The sequence below is a fragment of the Stenotrophomonas sp. genome (assembly GCF_035634915.1).
In the GTDB taxonomy this organism is placed as follows: domain Bacteria; phylum Pseudomonadota; class Gammaproteobacteria; order Xanthomonadales; family Xanthomonadaceae; genus Stenotrophomonas.
In genome coordinates, this window is sequence record NZ_DASQCB010000010.1 from 167,863 (window position 1) to 189,279 (window position 21,417).

The 21,417-nt window shown below is 66.8% G+C and carries 14 protein-coding genes; 4 read left to right on the forward strand and 10 right to left on the reverse strand.

Annotated elements, in window-relative coordinates; all coding sequences use genetic code 11:
* Nucleotides 1-512: 512 nt before the first annotated feature.
* The 3 genes from VER16_RS08570 (at nt 513) to mtnC (ending at nt 2,503) form a co-directional block, all read left to right on the forward strand.
* Nucleotides 513-1,154 (forward strand): methylthioribulose 1-phosphate dehydratase, encoded by a 642-nt coding sequence (locus VER16_RS08570; RefSeq protein ID WP_324807182.1) that lies wholly within the window; start codon nt 513-515, stop codon nt 1,152-1,154.
* 92 nt (nt 1,155-1,246) lie between these two features.
* Complete coding sequence (locus tag VER16_RS08575) at nt 1,247-1,804, forward strand: acireductone dioxygenase (RefSeq protein ID WP_324807184.1); 558 nt, start codon at nt 1,247-1,249, stop codon at nt 1,802-1,804.
* A 3-nt stretch (nt 1,805-1,807) separates the two neighbouring features.
* Nucleotides 1,808-2,503: an acireductone synthase gene (mtnC, locus tag VER16_RS08580; protein WP_324807186.1), complete on the forward strand. Its 696-nt coding sequence runs from the start codon at nt 1,808-1,810 to the stop codon at nt 2,501-2,503.
* 173 nt (nt 2,504-2,676) lie between these two features.
* On the opposite strand, the gene VER16_RS08585 is transcribed toward mtnC, so the two are convergent.
* The 6 genes from VER16_RS08585 to VER16_RS08610 all read right to left on the reverse strand — a co-directional run bounded on the left by VER16_RS08585 (nt 2,677) and on the right by VER16_RS08610 (nt 12,602).
* Nucleotides 2,677-5,295 (reverse strand): beta-mannosidase, encoded by a 2,619-nt coding sequence (locus VER16_RS08585; RefSeq protein ID WP_324807188.1) that lies wholly within the window; start codon nt 5,293-5,295, stop codon nt 2,677-2,679.
* 53 nt (nt 5,296-5,348) lie between these two features.
* The gene (locus VER16_RS08590) at nt 5,349-6,575 is read right to left on the reverse strand and encodes an AGE family epimerase/isomerase (protein WP_324807190.1); all 1,227 of its coding nucleotides are present in this window, start codon (nt 6,573-6,575) and stop codon (nt 5,349-5,351) included.
* A complete protein-coding gene (locus VER16_RS08595) occupies nt 6,572-7,567 on the reverse strand; it encodes a carbohydrate kinase (RefSeq protein WP_324807192.1) in 996 nt (331 codons plus the stop codon). Before VER16_RS08595 ends, VER16_RS08590 begins: the two co-directional genes overlap by 4 nt.
* A gap of 7 nt (nt 7,568-7,574) precedes the next feature.
* Nucleotides 7,575-8,888 (reverse strand): L-fucose:H+ symporter permease, encoded by a 1,314-nt coding sequence (gene fucP, locus VER16_RS08600; protein ID WP_414716033.1) that lies wholly within the window; start codon nt 8,886-8,888, stop codon nt 7,575-7,577.
* Between the two features lie 63 nt (nt 8,889-8,951).
* Complete coding sequence (locus tag VER16_RS08605; RefSeq protein WP_324807196.1) at nt 8,952-10,001, reverse strand: LacI family DNA-binding transcriptional regulator; 1,050 nt, start codon at nt 9,999-10,001, stop codon at nt 8,952-8,954.
* A gap of 96 nt (nt 10,002-10,097) precedes the next feature.
* Nucleotides 10,098-12,602 carry a GH92 family glycosyl hydrolase gene (locus VER16_RS08610; protein WP_414716038.1) on the reverse strand — a complete coding sequence of 835 codons (2,505 nt, stop codon included), beginning with the start codon at nt 12,600-12,602 and terminating at the stop codon, nt 10,098-10,100.
* 927 nt (nt 12,603-13,529) lie between these two features.
* Between VER16_RS08610 and VER16_RS08615 the strand changes: the two genes are divergently transcribed.
* Entirely contained in the window at nt 13,530-16,616 is a 3,087-nt protein-coding gene (locus VER16_RS08615; protein WP_324807198.1) for a TonB-dependent receptor, read from the forward strand.
* Between the two features lie 195 nt (nt 16,617-16,811).
* Here the strand turns inward: VER16_RS08615 and VER16_RS08620 are convergent, their stop codons facing one another.
* From VER16_RS08620 to VER16_RS08635, 4 genes are all read right to left on the reverse strand, one after another.
* Nucleotides 16,812-17,549 carry a copper homeostasis protein CutC gene (locus tag VER16_RS08620; RefSeq protein ID WP_324807200.1) on the reverse strand — a complete coding sequence of 246 codons (738 nt, stop codon included), beginning with the start codon at nt 17,547-17,549 and terminating at the stop codon, nt 16,812-16,814.
* Entirely contained in the window at nt 17,546-18,544 is a 999-nt protein-coding gene (locus tag VER16_RS08625) for a N(4)-(beta-N-acetylglucosaminyl)-L-asparaginase (protein ID WP_324807202.1), read from the reverse strand. The genes VER16_RS08620 and VER16_RS08625 overlap by 4 nt, the downstream gene beginning before the upstream one ends.
* 59 nt (nt 18,545-18,603) lie before the next feature.
* A complete protein-coding gene (locus VER16_RS08630) occupies nt 18,604-19,644 on the reverse strand; it encodes a glucokinase (protein WP_414716034.1) in 1,041 nt (346 codons plus the stop codon).
* A 138-nt stretch (nt 19,645-19,782) separates the two neighbouring features.
* The gene (locus VER16_RS08635) at nt 19,783-21,372 is read right to left on the reverse strand and encodes a calcineurin-like phosphoesterase family protein (protein ID WP_324807204.1); all 1,590 of its coding nucleotides are present in this window, start codon (nt 21,370-21,372) and stop codon (nt 19,783-19,785) included.
* Between the last annotated feature and the right edge of the window lie 45 nt (nt 21,373-21,417).

Consider the following 21,417-nt stretch of genomic DNA (forward strand, 5'->3'; position numbering starts at 1 on the left):
GCTGGAGCCGGAGCAACGGCAACAGCTGGGTTGAGGGGTTGGCGGGGAGGGGTGAGATTGCGGGGGACGCTGCAAGTACGTCCCTGTAACCTCGGTCGCCGCATCCATGCGGCTCACGCCCCCGCAACCTCACCCCTCCCCGCCTTCGACACTCTCCCGGCACGTCCGGTAGATCCACGCCATGCGTGGATGAATTCGTCCGGGAAAGGAAATTTTCCGGTTGATGAATTCCCTGTAGAGCCGAGCCATGCTCGGCTCCGAGCAAGCGCAGCGCCGCGACCCGCTCTTGCCTTTCCTTCTTCACTCCGTGGCTGGCGCGCACGGAACCTGTCCGTGGCCGGGCGGGTGGGCTGTGCAGGGGTGTCCGCGGCATGGATGCCGCGGCCAAGCCCCCAAGGACGGGTTTACGGCGTTCCCTGCACAGCCCACCCGCCCGGCCAAAGCAAGAAATCCAGCCCTGCATCCAGCCACGAGGGGCTCAGCCGTTGGCCGAATCCAGTAAAATCGACCGCATGAACGCCCCCACCTTCCCCTACGACACCGCGCGCCTGAGCGAACTGGCCCAGCTGCTGATCGACAACGTCCGCGAACTGGCCCACGCCGGCTGGACCCCGGCCACCAGCAGCAACTTCTCCCACCGCCTGGACGACCGCCACGCCGCGATCACCGTCTCGGGCAAGGACAAGGGCCGCCTGATCGAGGACGACATCATGGTGGTGGACTTCGACGGCCTTGCCGTAGGCCGCCCGCTGCGCCCGTCCGCAGAGACCCTGCTGCACACCCAGCTGTACCGCCGCTTCCCGGAAATCGGCTGCGTGCTGCACACCCACTCGCCGGTGCAGACCATCGCCTCGCGCCTGTACGCGCCGCAGGGCCACATCCGCATCGAAGGCTACGAGCTGCTGAAAGCCTTCGCCGGCAACAGCACCCACGAAATGGCCATCGACGTGCCGGTGTTCGCCAACACCCAGGACATGAACGTGCTTTCGGCACAGGTCGATGCGCTGCTCGATACCCAGCCGCTGTGGGGCTACCTGATCGACGGCCATGGCCTGTACGCCTGGGGCCGCGACATGGCCGAAGCGCGCCGCCACATGGAAGCCTTCGAGTTCCTGTTCCACTGCGAACTGGAACTGCGCAGGCTGCGCGGCTGAACCTGCGCAGGGGTGCAGATTCCAATCCGGAATCTGCCGCCCTTCACCACCCTGTTACCCTGTCTTCCCCCCGAGACGTTCAAGCTGCCGCCATGAGCCGACTGCGCATCTACGACGATACCCGCCCTGAATCGCCGCTGCTGGATACCCAGGACGGCGCGATCATCGCCGCCGAACTGAAGAGGATCGACGTCACTTTCGAACGCTGGCAGGCCACCGCGCCGGTCGCGCCGGGCGCCAGCCAGGACGAAGTGTTCGCAGCTTACCGTGCGGACATCGACCGCCTCGTTGCCGAACACGGCTTCAAGAGCGTGGACGTGGCCTCGATCGCCCCGGACAACCCGAACCGCGCCGAGCTGCGGAAGAAGTTCCTCGACGAACACTTCCACAAGGAAGATGAGGTGCGCTTCTTCGTCGCAGGCTCGGGGCTGTTCACCCTGCATGTCGGTGACAAGGTGTACGAGATCGAGTGCGTGAAGGACGACCTGATCGCCGTGCCTGATGGCACCACCCACTGGTTCGACATGGGCGATGAGCCGAGCTTCGTGGCCATCCGCTTCTTTACTGAACCGGACGGCTGGGTCGGTCACTTCACCGGCACCGACATCGCGCAGAAATTCCCCCGTTACGTTCCCACCCAGGCATCCTGATCCATGCAGCCCCGCGTCATCCTGACCGATATCGAAGGCACCACCAGCAGCATCTCGTTCGTCAAGAACGTGCTGTTTCCCTATGCCCGCCAGGCGCTGCCGGCGTTCGTGGCCGAGCACAGCCAGCAGCCTGAGGTACGCCGCTGGCTGGATGCGGTCGCCGCCGAGATCGGGGGTGCCTGCCAGGACAGCCTGGTGGCCGAAACGCTGCAGGGCTGGATCGACCAGGACCGCAAGCACACCGCGCTGAAGGCCCTGCAGGGCCTGATCTGGGATGCCGGCTACCGCCGCGGCGACTACACCGCGCACTTCTACCCGGAAGTGGCACAGGTACTGAAGGGCTGGCATGCCTCGGGCCTGCCGCTGTACGTGTACTCCTCCGGTTCGGTGCCGGCGCAGAAGCTGTTCTTCGGCTTCAGCGATGCCGGTGATCTCAGCCCGCTGGTGTCGGGCTGGTTCGATACCGAGATCGGCGGCAAGCGCGAGGCGGACAGCTACCGCCGCATCGTGCAGGCCATCGGCGTGTCGCCCGGCGAGATCCTGTTCCTGTCGGACGTGGTGGAAGAACTGGATGCCGCTCGCGAGGCCGGCCTGCAGACGCGCCTGATCGACCGCCGGGACGACTACCCGATGCCGCGCACCGGCCAGGCCGCCAACGGCCATGACCGCGTCGAGAATTTCCAGCAGATCCAGCTGTAACAGATGGGTAGATGCCAACCTTGGTTGGCACCTACCAGAGCGGGGTACGCCTGCCCAACGGTTATCGGTAGATGCCAACCTTGGTTGGCATGTTCCTGGTGCGCCAACCAAGGTTGGCGCCTACCAGAGCGGGGTACGCCTGCCCAACGGTTATCGGTAGATGCTCCCCCCCCTCAACGATCGTTGAGGGTCTTCACCTTCAATGCCTCACGCAGCGTCGCCAAGTCCACCGGGCCACGCACGGCGATGTCCCGCGTTTCGCCCGGCAACAGGTCCAGCAGGTTGTCTTCCACCTGCACATCCAGTGCACCGAAATCGATCCACGCCGAACGCACGTAGGCCGCGCTCTGCAGCCGCAGCCGGTAGTGGTCGCCGTCGATGACCAGCGCGGCCTTCAGGCGCTGACGCGGCAGCACCTGGTCCTTGGCTTCGACGAAGCCAACCACCTGGCGTGCGCTCACCTTGCCATCCTGCAGCAGCTCGAACACCGCCACGGTGCGCTTCGGGTCTGCACCGGCCAGCAGTTCGGCATCGGCGAAGTCACCAACCGCGGTCACACCGGCAGCGGCCAACGTCACCGGCACCTCGCGACGGCGAAGCACCTTGCCCTCAACGTCCATCACCCGCAGCCGCCAGCGGGCATCCACGGCGGCACCGTCGTTGATCAGGCGCACCTGCGTGCGGCCCTCATCGCGCAGAGCCGCCAGAGTCACCGGCGCGAAGAAGCGCCGTGCGGCGAAGTGCAACGCCTTCCAGCGCCCAAAGTAATCGACGCTGGACCATGAGGCGCCCGGCCACACATCGTTGAGCTGCCAGTACAGCGAGCCCATCGTGTACGGCCGCGAGGCACGATGATGCAGGGCGGCCAGGGCAATGCCATCGGCCTGCATCACCTGGCTGAGATAGACGAAATCCTCGAAGTCCTTCGGCGTGCCGTAGCCCAGTCCGATGTAATGCAGCAGGCGACTATTGCCCTCGCCCGCCATGAACTTCTGGTGGGCACGGATCACCGGGCTGTCGATGCCCTGCTCGCCGCGGGTCACGATCTGGTCCACCGTCGCCAGCGCAGGCCAGGCCTGCAGGCCGTATTCGGACATGAAGCGCGGGGTTTCGTGCAGGTAGGCCTGCACCGGCAGCGCCGGATTGCCCCAGACCTGCCAGTAATGCTTGTCGCCGCGGGTGGAATCGTTGGCCTTTTCGTCGAGGTCGTTGCTGGGCGAACTGGACCAGTACGGCACGCCCAGCCCCTCCTCGCCCACCACCTGACGCAGGTCCTTGCCGAAGAGATCGACATAGCCCTGCCAGACGCGGGCGGCGAACGCCGGATCGGCGGCCTTCAGGTCGCGGCCGTGGCCCCAGTCCTTCCAGGCGGTCTCTTCTTCGTTGTTGCCACACCACAGCACGATGCTGGGGTGGTGGCGCAGCCGGCGCACATTGTCGCGCGCCTCGGCCACCACGCTGGCGCGGAACGCGGGGTCATAACCCGGCTGCATGCCGCCGCCGAACATGAAGTCCTGCCAGACCAGCAGGCCCAGCTCGTCGGCGATGTCAAAGAACGCGTCGTCCTCGTAGTAGCCGCCGCCCCAGTTGCGCAGCATGTTCATGTTGGCGTCGCGCGCGGCGGTCAGCACCTGGCGCAGGCGGGCGGGATCCACGCGCGCGGGAAACGCGTCGAACGGAATCACGTTCGCGCCCTTGGCGAAGACATCCACGCCGTTGATGACGAAGGCGAAGCCCTGCCCGCCCTTGCCATCTTCCTCGCGGTGCAGTTCCACTGTGCGCAGGCCGATGCGCTGTTCACGCGCCAGCTCGGCGGAGCGGCCGCCATCCAGGCGTGCCTGCACGGTGTAACGATCCTGTGCGCCATGGCCAACCGGCCACCAGCGACGCGGATCAGCCAGTTCAACGGGAATCTCGACCGTGTTCGCGCCCGGCTTCAGCAGCACTGTGCGCTGCAGCTGGGCCACGCTGCGGCCCTCCGGGTCGCGCACGTCCACAGCCACCACAGCCGAACCGGCGGCACTGCCCTGCTCCACCTGCAGCAGCACGGCAAGCTTCGCCTGCCGCGCATCCAGCGCATCGGTGCGCACGGCCAGGTCGATCAGCCGGTGCGCATCCCAGGCCTGCAGGTCGACGCCACGCCAGACGCCAGCGGTGACATAGCGCGGGCCCCAGTCCCAACCAAAGTGATAGGCCGGCTTGCGGGCGAAGTTGCCGACCATCGCGTCCTTCGGCTCGTCACCATAGGGCGAGGGATAGTTGCCGGCGATCCTGTGCGGCATCGCCTGCACACCGGGCAGCAGCGTGCGGATCGGCGAGCGGAACACGACCAGCAGTTCGTTGTCCCTGGCGCGCAGCTGCCCCTCGACACGCGCATGCCAGGTGCGGTGCGCGTTGTCCGCACGCAGCAGCGGCCTGCCGTTGAGGGAGACCTCGGCATAGGTGTCCAGTCCATCGAAGCGCAGTTCGGCATTGCGCTTGGCCAGCGTGGCCGCGTCCACATCGAAGCGCGCGCGATACTCCCAGTCGGCCAGGCCGATCCACTGCAGATCGGCTTCGGCGGCGCCCACGTAGGGATCGCGGATCAAATCGTGGGCCAGCAGGTCGGTGTGCACGCTGCCGGGCACCGTGGCCGTCCGCCACTGCTGCAGGCCCGGATGGGCGGCGCCTTGGGCATCGCCGGGCAGCAGGCGGAATTCCCACTGCGCCTGCAAGGGCGCAGCGGCGGCGGGGAACGCAACCGCCGTGATCAGCAGCAGGAGCAGACGGACAACGAGGGAAAGGCGATGCACGTGATGCTCCTGGTGGTATCCGGCAGCGCCGGGCCATGCCCGGCGAACCTTCCTCAACGAACGACGTTCAACACTTCGTAGCACGCGCCCATGGTGTGGTAATCCACCTTGCCGGCCGGGCTCTTCTCGTCGCTGTACTTGCGGTTGTCGGCATCGAGGATGCGGAACCAGGCGCCGTACTGGTGGTCGACGAAGTGCTCCCACGAGTACGCCCAGATGCGCTCGTACCACTGCCAGTAGCGGTCATCGCCGGTGCGCTGGGCCATCAGCGCGGCGGTGGCCAGGGTTTCGGCCTGCACCCAGAAGTACTTGTCGTCGTCGCAGACGAAGCTGTCGCCCCCGATCGGCGCGCCGTCCATGCCCGGCTGGCGGCGCGATTCCGGCGCGAAGCCGTAATACAGGCCACCACGTGCCTCGTCCCAGCTGCGCTCCACGGCCACATCGAACAGATGCTGCGCGGTCGGCACCAGCCAGTCGGCCTGCACGTGGCGGTCCAGGATCAGCAGCAGCTTGGCCCACTCGGTCTGGTGGCCAGGCTGGAAGCCCCACGGGCGGAACAGGTGCTTGGGATTGTCCAGGTTGTAATCCCAGTCGATCTCCCAGTTCACATCGTAGTGTTCCCAGACCAGGCCACCGGCCTTGGCGGCCTGGCGTCGGGTCATGTTGTCGGCCAGCTGCAGCGCACGCTCGACGTAGCGCTGTTCACCACTGGCCTCGAACGCCGCCAGCATCGCCTCGCACATGTGCATGTTGGCGTTCTGGCCACGGTAGCCGGTGAAATTCCACTGGCCATCGGCCTCATCCTTGTACAGGCCGTGCTGCGGCTCCCAGAAGCGCGCTTCCAGCAGCTGCCAGGTCTCGTCCATCCACGCGCGGGCCTGCTCGACACCCGCCTTCAGCGCGCAGCTGTAGGCCAGCAGCACGAAGGCCACGCCGTAGCAGTGGTTCATGTCGTCCTCGACCTTGCCGTCGCGCAGGGTCCAGGCGTAGCCGCCGGTAGCCGGGTTGCGGTGCACCTCGCGCAGGTAGCGCACGCCGTGCTCGACCGCCTCGCGGTATTCGGCATTTCCGAATTCGCGGTAGGCCATCGCATAGTTGAAGACGAAGCGCGTGCTGCTCACCAGGTGGCGGTGGCCGGCATCGTAGATGCTGCCGTCATCGCGGAAGTAGTGGAAGAAGCCACCGTCCGGATCGATGCAGCGGGGGTGGTAGAACGCCATGGTGTCGGCGATGTGCGCGCGCAGGAAGGCGGGCGAACGGAAATCGGGCGAGGTGCTCATGCGGAAAAGTCCTGTGCGTGCAGCAGCTGCTGCACTTCAGCGAGCGAGGGCATCGCGGCGAACGCGCCCTTGCGGGTTACGGCCAGCGCGCCCACCGCGGCGCCGAAGCGCAGCGTGGCGGCGATGGCCTGCGGGTCCTGGCAGAACGCAGCGAAGCCTGCACCTGCCCCGCCGCGCTCCAGCAGGCCGACCAGCACACCACCGACGAAGGCATCGCCGGCCGCCGTGGTGTCGACCGTGGCGACGTTGAAGCTGGTGACCTGGCCCTGCTGCTCACGGGTGTACCAGTGCAGTGTGGCGGCACCATCGGTGACGATGACCCAGCGCGCCTGTGCGGCCAGCAGGCGCTGCAGGACCACCTGGTCACCCTCGGTGCCGTACGGCGCGGCAAGGTAATCCAGTTCCTCGCGCGACAGCTTGACCAGGTCGGCACGTTCCAGCGCCTGCCACAGCCACGGCGTCGGGTCGACATCCGCCGGCCACAGCGCCGGGCGCAGGTTGAGGTCCAGACTGACCACCGCACCGGCCGCGCGGGCGCGGTCCATGCCGGCGAAAGTCGCCTCGGCGATGGCCGGTTCGGTCAGGCTGTTGGAGCAGACGTGGAAGCACTGTGCGCTGTCCAGGCAGGCGGACTGGAAATCGCTGTCACGGAACAGCAGATCCGCCGCCGGCGGGCGGTAGAAGCTGAAGCTGCGCTCGCCGGTCGCGTCCAGGGCGACGAAGGCCAGCGCGGTCTTGGCCGCGTCGGTACGCACGATGTAGTCGGTGCCCACACCGTGCTCGACCAGGCTCTCGGCCAGGAAGTCACCGAACATGTCGCGGCCGAGCATGCCGACGAACTGGGTGGTCGCACCCAGCCGCGCGGCGGCCACGGCGACGTTGGCCGGCGCACCGCCGGCGTACTGCAGGAACGCGCGCGGCGTGTCGGCCGAGACCGGCGGCTGCGCTAGTAGATCGATCAAAATTTCGCCGAAGCAGACAATGGCACCCATTCCGGACTCAGCCTCCCTGCGCTGCGGAGGCCGGCGGGCGCGAGCCCACCAGACCGTAGAAGATGATGTAGACGTAGCAGACCACCGGCAGCACGAAGCTCAGGTGCAGACCGATGCGATCAGCCAGCATGCCCTGCAGCAGCGGGATCACCGCGCCGCCGACGATGGCCATGATGAGCAGGCTGGACGCCTTGTTGGTCAGCGGCCCCAGGCGTTCGATGGCCAGCGAGAAGATGGTCGGGAACATGATGGAATTGAACAGACCCGTCGCCACGATGCCGTACAGCGCGACCTTGCCGCCCGACGCCAGGGTGACCGCCAGCAGCACCACATTGGCCACCGCGAAACCGGCCAGCAGGCGGCGCGGCGAGAACTTGGCCAGCAGCCATGCGCCAGCGAAACGGCCGACCATCGCGCAGCCCCAATAGGCCGACACGTACTGCGTGGCCTGCTGTTCGGTCATGCCGCCAATCTCCGGCAGCGCCAGGTAGTTCACCATCAGGCTGCCGATGGACACTTCGGCGCCGACGTAGAAGAAGATGGCGAGGACGCCGAACAGCACGTGCGGGTGCTTCAGGGCATCGAGCAGCGTGTGGTGGCTGGTATCGGCCTGCTCGGTCGATTCAGTCAGGCTGGGCAGGCGGAACAGGTAGACGAACACGGCCAGCAGCGCCAGCGCGATCGCCAGGCCCACATACGGGCCCTGCACCGACTGCGCCTCGGCGGCACGGTAGGCAATCTGCTCGGCCACCGGCATTGCGCCGATCTCATCGCCGCTCTTCACCGCGGTGCTGAGGATCAGGAAGCCACCGAACAGCGGCGCCAGTGTGGTTCCCAGCGAGTTCAGCGCCTGCGCCAGGGTCAGACGGCTGGAGGCGGTCTGTTCCGGGCCGAGCAGCGCGACGTAGGGATTGGCAGCGACCTGCAGCACGGTGATGCCGCTGGCCAGCACGAACAGCGACGCAAGGAACGCTTCATAGGTGCGCAGCGCCGCCGACGGCCAGAAGCCCAGCGCGCCTACACCGGCAATCAGCAGGCCGGCGATGATGCCATTCTTGTAGCCCAGGCGCGCCACCAGCCGACCGGCCGGCACCGACATCAGGAAGTACGCGCCGAAGAAGGTGAACTGCACCAGCATCGCGCGGGTGTAGTTCAGCTCGAACACCGCCTTCAGGTGCGGAATCAGCACATCGTTGAGGCTGGTCAGGAAACCCCACATGAAGAAGATGGTGGTGGCGACCGCCAGCGCAGAACGGGCGTTCATGACCGGAACCTGGCTGCTGGAGGAGCCCGATGGGCGGGGCGTTGCGGAGATCGGCATGCGGTTCGCGCCTCGATGCGCGGAAGGTCGTTGTTGCGTGGAAGGAGTGTGCGTTGAACAGGATCAGGTGGGTCGGGCCGCGCTGCTTTCGCGGATGCGCAGCTGCACCGGGGCGACCGTGCGCCGCGGCGGCGCATCCGGGTCGTCCAGCCGCTGCAGCAGCAACGCGGCCGCCTGCCGGCCACGCTCGCGCGGGTCGGCGGTCAGGGTGGTCAGCGGCGGCACCGCCACCGATGCCTCGGAAATATCATCGAAGCCGGTGACCGCGAAATCGCCACCGGGACGGATGCCGCGCGAGTTCAGGCCCAGCATCAGGCCCAGCGCGACGGTGTCGTTGTAGCAGACCGCCGCGCTCGGCCGGTGGCCATCGACGAACAGCTCATCGGTACGCGCTGCGGCTTCCAGGCGGTTCGGTGCAGATTCGATCATCCAACCCGGCGGCAGCGTCAGCCCGGCCTCGGCCAGCGCCTGCTGGAAACCAGCGCGGCGCTGGTGGCACGAGCTGGAATCGGCATGGCCGCCGAAGAAGGCGATCTGGCGATGGCCGCGTTCGATCAGGTGGCGGGTGGCGAGGTAGGCACCGTGCTGGTTGTCCAGGGTCAGGAAGTCCCAGTCGGCGCCGCCCAGCTCACGGTTGAACAGCAGCACGTTGGCATTGGCACCCAGCGCCTGGCGCACCAGGGCGGCATCGCTGCCCTCGGCCGGCGACAGGATCAGGCCGGCCGGGGTGTGTTCCATCAACGTGGACAGCACCGCCTGCTGGCGCTCGGGCGATTCGCCGGTACTGCCGAGCAGGGTCACATAGCCGCGCCCACCCAGTGCCTCGTCCACGCCAGAGGCGAATTCGGCGAAGAACGGGTTGGACAGATCGTTGATGACCAGCGCGATGCTCGACGAGGTACGACGGCGCAGGTTGGCCGCCGCACGGTTGTAGACATAGCGCTGGCGGCGCAGCTCGGCCTCGACCTTGGCCCGGGTATCGACGTTGACCAGCGGGCTGCCGCGCAGCACCAGGGACACGGTCGCGCGCGAAACGCCGATGGCACGGGCGATGTCGGTCACCGTCACCGCCTTGCCGGAACGCTTGCTGGAACTGTCGCTGGTGTCGTTCATCGTCTTCCCGGACTCCGCTGGAAGCTCAAGCGTAATGGATCGGGGCCGCCTCATGGCGTGCCGTTCGCTGGGTTGCCTGCAACGGCACCGCCCCGATCATCGCAGCTGGCTGCCTGGTGCAGCGCACCAGGAGACCGGCAGGTCGGCCACGGCCGTGCCCCAGCCCTGGGTCGGTGCCTTGCCATCCAAGGCGAAACGCAGGCGCGGACCCTGCTGCAGGCGGTTCCAGTCCAGCCACACCGGTGCATGGGCCTGGCCATCCACCTGCACGCCCTGCACATACTGCAGCCGGCGGCCATCGGCGCCCGGCGCGTCGATGCGCAGGGTGCGGCCGTTGCCCATGTCCACTTCCACCTTGGCAAAGCGCGGCGTGTGCAGCAGGAACTCGCCGCTACCCGGCACCGCCGGGTACATGCCGATGGCGCTGAACAGGTACCAGGCCGACATCGTGCCCAGATCGTCATTGCCGGTCACACCATTGGGCGCGTTGGTGAACAGCTGCTGCGCGGCACGCAGCACGTTGGCGGTCTTCCACGGCTGGCCGATCAGGGTGTACAGCCAGGGCGAGTGCAGGTCCGGCTCGTTGTTGGGGTTGTAGCGGAACTGGTTGTAGTAGCTGTACGGCCCCACCACCCACTCCTTGCGGGCGGCATTGAGCGGATCGGCTTCCAGCGCATCCATCGCGAAGAAGGCATCGAGGCGGCGGCCGGCCTGTTCGCGGCCGTCCATCGCTTCGACCAGGCCCGGCACATCCTGCTGCGCCAGCCACTGGTACTGCCACGCGGTGCCCTCATGGAAACCATGCTGCGAACGCGGGCTGTAATGGCCGTCGGCCGGGGTGTACCACTGGCCGTCCTCGGTACGCGGGCGCGGGAAGCCGGTGAAGCCGGTCTCGGCGTCACGCACCTGTGGGTCCCACACCTTGTGCCAGTTGCGGCCGCGTTCGCGCAGCGTCGCCGCATCCTGGGCGTGGCCGAGGCCATCGGCCATCTGCGAGAGCGCGCAGTCGGCCACCGCATACTCCAGCGTGGCCGAACCACCGTGATGCGGATCGACATCCATGCCCTTGGAGGGGAAGGCGCGGTCGTAGGCCACGTAGCCCTTGTCCAGGTAGGTGGGGTTGCCCGAACGGCCGGCCATGCGCGAGTTCAGCGGCGGCGTACCGAAGGCATTGCGGCGCAGCGCATCCCAGGCCTGCGATTCACGGCCCTTGAGCGCGCCGAAGCGCCACAGGTCGACCATGAAGGGCGTGACCGGGTCGCCGGTCATGATGTTGGTTTCGAAGTTGGCATAGCCCCAGCGCGGCAGCCAGCCGCCCTGCTCGTCGATGGCCAGCAGGGTGCGGCCGATGTCGCGTGCCACGTCCGGGCGGGTCAGCGCCAGCCACTGGTTCTGCGCGCGGTAGGTGTCCCACAGCGAGAAGTACTCGTAGTAGGTCCAGCCATCGGCGCGGTGGATGCCATCGTCGTAGCCGCGGTAGCGGCCGTCGGCATCGCTGCCGGTGAGCGGCTGCAGCAGCGCGTGGTACAGCGCGCTGTAGAACACGGTGCGGTCATCGCCGCTGCCACCCTGCACGCGCACCCGCGCCAGCTCCTGGCGCCAAGCCTGCTGGGACAGCGAGCGCATCTTCTCGAAGCCGATCAGCGCCCCACCCTGCATGCCCTCGGCGCGCAGGTTGGTGCGCGCCCCTTCGGCATCCACGTGCGAGATCGCGCTCACGGCGGTGACCGACTGGCCCTTGGCCAGGTCGAAGGTCAGCCAGGCACCGTTCGGCTTCTGCTCGCCTTCCATGCTGTGCCGCGCGTTGGGCAGGCCACCGGTCTCGCCCCAGGTGCCGTGCGCCTTGAACGGGCGATCAAACTCGACGCGGAACCAGGTGGTGTACTGGTGGCCGCCGCAGAAGCTCTTGGTGACCAGCTTGCCTTCGACCACGCGGTCGCCGACTACGTCGACCACGCTGCCGATGACCGAATGGCGCTCATTGGCCTGGCCGACGTTGATCATCAGATGGCCGTCGCCGCTGCGCTGGCTGAAGGTGTAGCGCTCGGCCGCTGCGCGGGTACGCGCGGTGGCCTCAGCGTCGATGCCGCCGTAACTGGTCAGGCGCACCTTGTAATAGCCGGCCTGGCCGACCTCACCGTCGTGGGTGTAGCTGGAGGCGTAGGCCTTGTGATCGAACTGCTTGGCGTTGGCGGTATCGAAATCGCCGCCCGGGCCGATGCTGCCGGTGACCGGCAGGATCGAGACCTGGCCGCCCTGCTCCCAGCAACCGGCGCCGGACAGGAAGGAATGGCCGAAGCCGCGGATCTTCTCGTCGTCGTAGCGCCAGCCCGAGTAGTGGCTGCCGATCGGGCTGACCTGGATGAGGCCGAACGGTGCCGAGGCGCCGGGGAAGGTGTTGCCGTCATCCTTGCCGCCGATGAAGGTGTTGACCTCGCGCTCCAGCGCGGCCGGTGCGGCCTGCAGCCAGGGCGTGACGGCCAGTGCCAGCAGGCAGGCGATGCGCGCCAGCGGGCGATGGGACAGTGCCGGCGAGCGGCGGGCAGACAGACGGCGGGACAACCTGGTCACGGACAGGACTCCTTGGCGGCAGGGCGGCATCGAAGCGCCGGCCGCGGTGGCCGAACGCCTCGTTTCCATCGGTACAAATCCGCACCCCGGCGGATTTAGATCGATTGAAGTAAAGCAGGGAGCGCCCATCCATGCATTCTGCGCCGCAGCAAAAGAGGGGGTTTTCTCTCTGAAGGGCTTGCAGCCCTGCACCTGCTTCAAGCCGGAGCCGAAGCAAAAGCAGAAGCTGGCTTTCCGTGGGTTGGCGGGGTGGGTCCGGTTGAGGGGGACGCCGTAAACCCATCCATGGGGGCTTGGTCGCCGCATCCATGCGGCTCACACCCCCTCATCCGGACCCACCCCGCCTTCGACAGTTTTCTGCGATCTGTCGGACTTCAAACCTTCAATTTCGACGTCTGACAGATTTCACCGACGAATGGAGCGATGTTCCAACCGTCACCAGGAAACTGTCGGGGGTGGGGCGGTGTGGGCTGGCAGGACCGCAGGCGCCATGGATGGCGCCTACGAGCCCCCATGGAAGGGTTTACGGCGTGTCCTGCCGGCCCACACCGCCCCGCCCATCCAGCAGCAAGCCAGAGCTGCCTTTGAACTTGAAGTTGACGTTGCCGTGGCTTGAAGCAGGTGCAGGGCTGCAAGCCCTGCCGAACCACCCTCCCCTTTGCGCATGTAAACGATTCCAGCGCATTTCAGCGAATCATCATTCGGCAGACACGTCACTGCAATATTGCGCAGCAGCATGCGCAACCCCGCCAGCCATGCTAAAAATCGCCCCGCCATCGCTTAGATCGATCCAAGCGAATTCAGGGATGGCCCGGAGTTGGGGACCGGAACAGCACGTACCCGAGCACCAGCGCGCCGCCCCAGGCAGCCGCGCGGCTTAAGCAGAAATCGGCACCACAGATTAGATCGATTCAAGTTCCGCGTCAGTCACCGGATCAATCCAGGAGAGAGGGAGAGATGGCAATGAAGCATTCAACTCGCAAGCACGGTCGCGACACCTTGTCGCTCGCCGTCGCGCTGGCCCTGGCCGCAGCCGTCGCGCCGACCGGCGCCGCTGCCCAGCAGGCCCCCGCACAGCCGACCACCGGCGGCAGCGATGCCACCACCCTGGACAGCGTCCAGGTCACCGGCTACCGCTACGCGATCGAAAAGAGCCTGCAGCAGAAGCGCGACGCCAACGCCGTGGTCGAAGTCATCACCGCCGAGGACGTAGGCAAGTTCCCCGACAAGAACGTCGCCGATTCGCTGCAGCGCGTGCCCGGCGTGGTCATCACCCGCGACGGTGGCGAAGGCAAGAGCGTCAGCGTGCGCGGTCTTGACCCGGATCTGACCCTGACCCAGTTGAACGGCAACTACATCGCCACCTCCGAAACCAATGACGAGGCCAGCCGTTCGTTCAACTACACCCTGCTGCCGTCGAACATGCTCTCCAGCGCCGAGCTGTTCAAATCGCCGGAAGCACGCATCGATGAAGGCGGCATCGGCGGCACGGTCATCCTGCACACCCGCCGTCCGCTGGAGATGGAATCCAACTCCGGCTATGTGACCCTGGAAGGCGTCTCCTCCGATACCCACCAGGATGTCGATCCGCAGGCGTCGGCGCTGTACTCGTGGCACAGCAAGGACGAACGCTTCGGCGTGCTGGTCGGCGTGACGCAGCAGAAGCGCACCAGCCGCACCATGGAAGTGACCACCGAGAACTACCAGTGGTATGGCACCGACGTCGACGCCCGTGATGTCAACGGCAACGCCCTCACCCAGGGCGGTATCAACTACTGGTGGGGCAATTCCGGCTTCAACGACCAGTACGGCAACAACTACAGCGACTTCTTCATGCCCACTTCGGTGAACTTCGCCGTGAAGGAAGAGAAGCGCGAGCGCAAGGGCGGCCAGCTGACGTTCCAGTTCAAGCCGGTCGACAACCTGACCCTGACGGCCAACTATTTCCGCTTCCAGCTGGACGGCGACTATACGCAGAACATGCTCAAGGTGCCGGAATGGAACATGGCCCGCTACAACGGGGACGGCAACTGGGCCGGCGGCCGCCTGCTCAATGGCCTGACCTTCGACCCCAGCGGCACCGTGGTCACCGGCGCACAGTTCGAGAAGCTGCCGGGCAAAACCTACTACTGCAGTGAAGACGAAGCTGCAGCCGCGGGCCTGGCCCCGGGTGGCTGGGGTCCGGACGACTGCACCATCCCGACCCCGCAGCTGACGGGTGGCTACAGCCGTGAGAAGGCCCTGTCGCAGACTGCCGACCTGACCATCGACTGGGACATCAGCCCGCTGTGGAAGGCCTCCTTCAGTGGTGGCCGTACCTGGTCCGAAGGCGGCCCGTCGATGAACTTCCGCATGTCGGCCAAGCCGCGTCGCCGCGTCAATGGCGTGTGGGAATCGGGCAACCAGTACACCGCGTGGGACTTGACCGGCACGCCGACGCTGACTGTCTCGCCGAACCTGCAGGAGGTGCTGATGAATGGCATCGCCGAGGTGGACACCGGATCGACCGATTCGTCGTGGATGCAGACCGAGGTCAAGCAGAGCCACTTCCAGGCCGACGTCACCAAGATGTTCGAAAGCGGCTGGCTGGATTCGATCCAGTTCGGCGCCAAGTACCGTGATGGCAAGGTCCATCGCAACACCGGCAACACCTACTGGGTCTGCCAGGGTGCTGATCCGAGCGACTACGACAGCCGCTACCAGGCCGGCTGTGACAATACCGCCGGCATCGCCCAGCCCGGCTTCTTCCTGTCCAACCCGATCAGCGGCCTCGGCCACGGCTTCAATGCCAACGTGTTCCCGGGCATCAACTACCCGGCCTACATCGATTACCTGAACAGCACCTACGGCCAGTCGCACAACCGCGTTGAGGACGATTTCGTCTACAACGTCAACGAAAAGATCTATTCCGGCTACCTCCAGGCGAACTTCCGTACCGAACGCCTGCGCGGCAACGTCGGTGTGCGCGTGGTGCGTACCGAGCAGTTCGCCCAGTCCAGCGACTCCATCGAACGCTTCAACGATTACTTCCTGGACAATGCCTCCGGCGCACCGATGTCCTGTGATGATCCGGCAGCGGCCGCCTACCCCACCTACGGCTGCGAGAGCGGCTTCGTGCGCCTGCCCGACAATCTGGCCCGCGAAAAGACCTACGAGCTGATCGGCTCGGACCGCACCTACACCGACGTGCTGCCCAGCTTCAACATCGCCTGGGACATCACCGATACGCTGGTCCTGCGCGGCGCAGCGTCGAAGGTCGTGGCACGCCCAAGCTACACCAGCATCGCCTCGCCGGGCAGCCTGAGCTATTACAGCGCCGAGTACGTCAACGACCGCCGCGTCGCCGGTGGCGCACCGACCGAAGGCTGGGCCGGCAGCGGCAGCAACAAGAACCTCGAAGCCTTCAAGGCCACCCAGTACGATCTCGGCCTGGAGTGGTACTTCATGCCGGGCGCGGTCGCCGGCGTCGGCCTGTTCCGCAAGGACATCAGCAACTTCACCGTGCCGATCGTGCGTGACGTGCAGATGGAAGTCGGCGGCGAGATGGTAACGGTGCAGGACTACAGCACCCAGGCCAACGGCCGTGATGCGGTATCGCAGGGTGTGGAACTGTACGGCCAGTACACCTTCGATTTCGGCCTGGGCGTGCAGGCCAACTACACCTACAACGACACCAACCTGGCGTCGATCGAACTCAATGGTGAGAACCTGGGCGCATCGCCGCTGGTGGGCAGCGCCAAGAACCAGGCCAACCTGACGGTGTTCTACGAAACCGACCGGTTCCTGGCCCGCGCCTCGTACAACCGTCGCGGTGAAGTGGTTGGTGGCCTGGTCAATGGCATGACCCAGTACACCGAACCGTACGATCAGCTGGATCTGAACGTGGCCTACAACTTCACCGAAGCGCTGACCTTCACCGCCTCGGTGCTCAATGCCACCAAGTCCGAACAGCGCATCTACCTGGGCAACGACACGCAGTCCCGCCTGATCTCCAACCTGTATTCGGGCCGGCAGATCTACTTCGGCGCGACCTACAAGTTCTAAGCCCCAGCGCAACGGTCCTCCACGGCAGCCACGCTTTCACAGGTGGCTGCCGTTTTGTTGTGCGCGACCGCGGAAATACGCCGTTGTAGAGCCGAGCCCATGCTCGGCTGCGCTTCGCTTTTTGTAGAGTCGAGCCATGCGCGACCGATCGTCGAACAGCAGTCGAGCATGGCTCGACTCTACAAAAAAAGCGGGTTACAGCGCGGCGTCCAATGCCTTGCGCAATGCCGCCACCGTGGCGGTGCTGGTCTGGCTCCAGTCCGGGTCGAGCCCGCGCAGCACCGGGTTCTGGAACTGCATGGCCGAGCGCCGCAGGGCCTTGGCCGAGGCGTGCAGTTCGCTGCAGCCGGTCTGCCGGGCGACGCCGGCGATGTTGGCCGGGCCCAGACCGGCACCAGCCATCACGCCGATACGCCCCGCCGACTGGATGACGAGCGCGGCGAGCACCTTGCTGCCCGCCTCCGCGCTGACCTCCCCACCCGATGTCAGCACACGCTGGCAGCCCAACCCGATCACCTGCTCCAGCGCCGCGGAAAGATCACGGGTGGCATCGAAGGCACGATGGAAGGTCACCTGCAGCGGACCGGCGGCCTGCACCAGTTCGCGGCACAGCGGCAGATCGATGTCCCCCTTCGCGTCCAGTGCGCCGATCACCACGCCATCGCAGCCCAATGCGCGGCACTGTGCGATGTCACGCAGCATCAGTTCGGTTTCAAGAGCGTCATAGTGGAAATCACCGGCGCGCGGGCGTACCAGCACGAACAGCGGAATGGTCAGCCGCTCGCGGGCCATGGCGATGCTGGCAAACGACGGCGTGGTTCCGCCCTCGGCCAGGTTGTCGAACAGTTCGATCCGGTCGGCACCGCCCGCCTGTGCGGCAAGCGCCGAGGCCACCGAATTGCTGGCGATCTCCAATCCCAGCCGCGCGCTCACGCCTGGGTGCTCGTGTAGATCGACGGCGAATCGCGCAGGTCATCCTGGCGCTGCGCATCGCATACCGCATAAACGAAGCCGCGATGCAGCGCGTACGCACCCACCTCGCCCCGCTTGTTCATCGCCAGGAAGCAGACCTGCAGTGTCCTGCTGGCTTCCGGCCGCTTGCGCACCACCCGGTCGATGGCCTCGCGGCAGGCCTGGGCCGGCGTACGGCCCTGGCGCATCAGCTCGACCACCAGGAACGAGGCCGCATTGCGGATCATTTCCTCGCCAACGCCCGAGGCCGTGGCTGCGCCCACCTCGTTGTCCACATACAGGCCCGCGCCGATGATCGGGCTGTCGCCCACCCGGCCGTGCAGCTTCCAGGCCATGCCACTGGTGGTGCAGGCGCCTGCGAGGTTGCCCTTCGCATCCAGCGCCAGCATGCCGATGGTGTCGTGGTTGTCGCTGTTGCCGGGGATGCCGCGGCGCTCGGCGTTGATCTGCGGCTGGTACTTCTCGGTTTTGAGCCACTCGCGCCAGGCGGCTTCGGCCTGCGGCGTCAGCAGGTGCTGGCGCTCGAAGCCCTGCTGCACCGCGAACTGCTGCGCGCCCTCGCCCACCAGCAGCACGTGCGGGCTGTTTTCCATCACTTTGCGGGCCACCGATACCGGGTGCAGGATGTCGACCAGCGCGGCAACCGCACCACAGCGGCCATCGCCATCCATGATGCTGGCGTCCAGGCTCAGCACGCCGTCGCGATCCGGGTTGCCGCAATGGCCGACGGTGGGATTGCACAGCTCGCTCTCGGCCCAGCGCGCACCTGCTTCGACTGCGTCCAGGGCGCTGCCACCGCTGGCCAGCACCGTCCACGCCGCCTGGTTGGCCGGCACGCCGAAATCCCAGGTTGAAACGACCTTCGCCCCGCCCTGCGCGCGCGCCTGCACGCCCGGCAATGCCGCCATGCCTGCGGCAAGTGCTCCGGCCTGAAGGAACTGCCTGCGATCCAACATGTCCGCCTCCGTCGTCCGTTCGGCCGTCGGCAGGCTGCCGGCAGCCCTTGCTGTTGTTCTTATGCCGGCGTGCGTGCCGCGTGCCAGACCGCCGCGCCGAGTACGCCCAGCTGGCCGTGCTCGACGCGCCACACCGGCACCTGGCGCAGCACGCCGGTCAGCACGCCCTTGTTGAGGAAGCGCTCGCGGAAGCGGCCATCGGCGAGGAAATCCTGCACGTGCGCGGAGATGCCACCGGCCAGATAGACCGAGCGCGCGCCCACGGCAATCGCCGCGTCACCGGCCAGGCTGCCCAGCCACGCGCAGAACACCTGCAGGGTCTCCACCGCCAACGCATCCTCACCGCTGCGCGCCGCGCCGATCAGTGCCTCGGTGCTGCTCCACTGCGGGGTAACGCCACGCAGTTCGCACAGGCAGGGATAGAGATTCATCAAACCGCTGCCGGACAGCACGCGCTCGTTGTCCACGTGCGGCCAGCGCTGCAGCAGCATGCCCAGCACCTGCAGTTCCAGCGCGTTGCCGGCACCCAGTGCCGCGTGGCCCAGTTCGCTGGCCAGCACCGGCCGCTCGCCATCGGCAAAGCGCAGCGCAGCGCCCAGGCCGGTACCTGCGCCCAGTACCAGCGCCGGGAACGCCTGCGCCGGATCGGCATCGCCGTTCAGCGGCACCAGGGTGTCCGCCTGCAGATAGGGAATGGCCAGCGCCAACGCTTCGAAATCGTTGATCAGCTGCAGCGCCTGCAGCCCGGACTCGGCACGGGTTGCCGACAGTGACACTTTCCAGGACAGGTTGGCGTTGATCAGAACATCGCCATCGAGCACGCCGGCAATCGCCACCACCGCCGAGCGCACCGGCTGGCCGAGGCTGGCGGTGAAATCGGCCAGGATCGCGGCCAGGCTTGAGTGGTCGGCGCAGGCGTAGGTGCGATAGCTGCCCAGGCGCGGGGTCTGGCCCGGCATCGTCTCAGCCAGGGCCAGGCGGGCAAAGGTGCCGCCGACGTCGGCCACCACCAGATGATCGGGCGCGCCGTGGATGGCGGAGCTGCCGGCGGAAGTGCCGACAGAACAGGGACGTACCGGGGACGCGGCTGCAACGTTCACTCTGGCCTGCTTGAAGCGGTTCAATCGTACCGATTCTCAGGCATTGCAGTGCTGTTTGCCATCACTGGGGGGTGGCGCAGCGCAGCAGTGCAGCAGCGCGCACCCGATGTGGCGCTGCTGCCTGGCCACCCGGCAGGCTCAGGGCTGCGCCGTCTGCAGGCTGTAACGGGTGGTGGCGGTGAACACCGCGCCATCAGGCTGGGTCGAGCGCACCTCCACCTTGTGGCTGCCCACCTCGAGGTTGGTCGGCAGCGCGCCACGCCACAGGTGCGGCGATGCGGTGGCTTCTGGCGAGCGGTCGTAGCCACGCAGCGCGTCGGCGGTATCGTCGGCCACGTTCTCCACCAGCAGGCGCGGATCAGGCTGGCTGACCTGCTTCATCGGCTGCCAGGCGCCGCCGTCGACACGGAACTCGACCACGCTGGTGTCTTCGCCCATGTACACGTTGGCGTACACGCCCCATGCCGGGTAGGCGCCCTGGCGCAGCACCTTGGGCGCATGCAGGCCGATCTGCTCGCTGGCCGGGGCACCGGCCACGCGGTACTGCAGGCGGTAGCTGCCGTTACCGGCCACGTCCAGCAGCGCGTAGCCCTTCGGCGTGCCATCGCTCATGGTGCTGTCCGGCACGCCCGCAGCATTCTTCACGCCCGACCAGAACGCGCCGCAGTTGGCACCGACGTTGTATTCGTGCAGCGGCTTCTCACCCTGCCAGCCCTCGGCCTTGCCGTGGTAGACGTGCTGCTGGGTGTGGCTGTGGCCGCTCAGCACCAGCACGTTGCGGAAGTCCTTGAGCAGGTCGAACAGGCGCTGGCGGTCGGCGTGGCGGAAGGTCTCGCGACCCGGCGCGGCGTCGAACAGCGGGATGTGCATGCCCAGCACCAGCAGGCGGTCCTTGCGCAGGCCCTTCAGGTAGCCGGCCAGGAAGGCGAACTGGTCCTCGCGCACGCCACCGACGTACTTCGGCTTGGCGTTGGGGTCATAGACCACGTCATCGAGGAACACGAAGCTGGCACCGCCCTCTTCCACCGCGTAGGTGTCCGGGCCGTAGATGTTGCGCCAGCTGTCCAGCGAGTGGTCGTCGTTGGCGGCATCGAAATCCAGGTCGTGGTTGCCCGGCACATGGAACCACGGCACGCCCAGTGCGGTGGTTACCTTGTTGATGGCCGGGTACAGGCTCAGGTCGTCGTTGACGATGTCGCCCAGGGTGGTGCCCAGGCGCGCCTTGGTCTGGCCCACCAGCGGCGCCACGATGGACTGCTGGTAGTAGCCGATGTCCTTCAGGCTGGCCGTCTGCGAATCGGTGAAGACCAGCATCTGGAAGCCGCGGCGGCTGTCATGGCGGTCGGACTGCAGGGCGAAATCCCAGCCACGGTCGGCCGCGCCGGTGGAGGCGATGCCGCCGTACTTCAGCGCCGGCGAACCATTCGGGCGGTAGTGGCGCCAGAAGGTCGGCAGGCCGTCGGCCGCCTTCGGGAAGCTGTAGGCATCGGGCTTGATGACGAACACGGTCTGCCCGTCGCGCACCGGCAGGCTGTAGCTGCCATCGGCAGCGGTCTTGACGATGGTTTCGCCGTTGGAGACCTGCACTCCGGCCAGGCCCGGATCGGTCGCGCCGCGCCCAGGCCTGCCGTCGCGTTCGAGATAGACCTTGCCACTGACCACCGTGTCGGCGGCCCAGGCCGGCGAAGTCAGCAACAGGCAGCACAGCCAGGCGGCGGGCAGTTTCATGGGGGCGGTCCGGGAAAGAAAGACCGCCCATTGTAGATTCCGTTG

Bases quoted from the DNA above. Each gene is read 5' to 3' on its own strand.
- VER16_RS08575 (WP_324807184.1), top strand. From the start codon at position 1,247: ATGAGCCGACTGCGCATCTACGACGATACCCGCCCTGAATCGCCGCTG.
- VER16_RS08625 (WP_324807202.1), bottom strand. From the start codon at position 18,544: ATGTTGGATCGCAGGCAGTTCCTTCAGGCCGGAGCACTTGCCGCAGGC.
- VER16_RS08610 (WP_414716038.1), bottom strand. From the start codon at position 12,602: ATGCCGCCCTGCCGCCAAGGAGTCCTGTCCGTGACCAGGTTGTCCCGC.
- VER16_RS08590 (WP_324807190.1), bottom strand. From the start codon at position 6,575: ATGAGCACCTCGCCCGATTTCCGTTCGCCCGCCTTCCTGCGCGCGCAC.
- VER16_RS08615 (WP_324807198.1), top strand. From the start codon at position 13,530: ATGGCAATGAAGCATTCAACTCGCAAGCACGGTCGCGACACCTTGTCG.
- VER16_RS08635 (WP_324807204.1), bottom strand. From the start codon at position 21,372: ATGAAACTGCCCGCCGCCTGGCTGTGCTGCCTGTTGCTGACTTCGCCG.
- mtnC (WP_324807186.1), top strand. From the start codon at position 1,808: ATGCAGCCCCGCGTCATCCTGACCGATATCGAAGGCACCACCAGCAGC.
- VER16_RS08570 (WP_324807182.1), top strand. From the start codon at position 513: ATGAACGCCCCCACCTTCCCCTACGACACCGCGCGCCTGAGCGAACTG.
- VER16_RS08605 (WP_324807196.1), bottom strand. From the start codon at position 10,001: ATGAACGACACCAGCGACAGTTCCAGCAAGCGTTCCGGCAAGGCGGTG.
- VER16_RS08595 (WP_324807192.1), bottom strand. From the start codon at position 7,567: ATGGGTGCCATTGTCTGCTTCGGCGAAATTTTGATCGATCTACTAGCG.
- fucP (WP_414716033.1), bottom strand. From the start codon at position 8,888: ATGCCGATCTCCGCAACGCCCCGCCCATCGGGCTCCTCCAGCAGCCAG.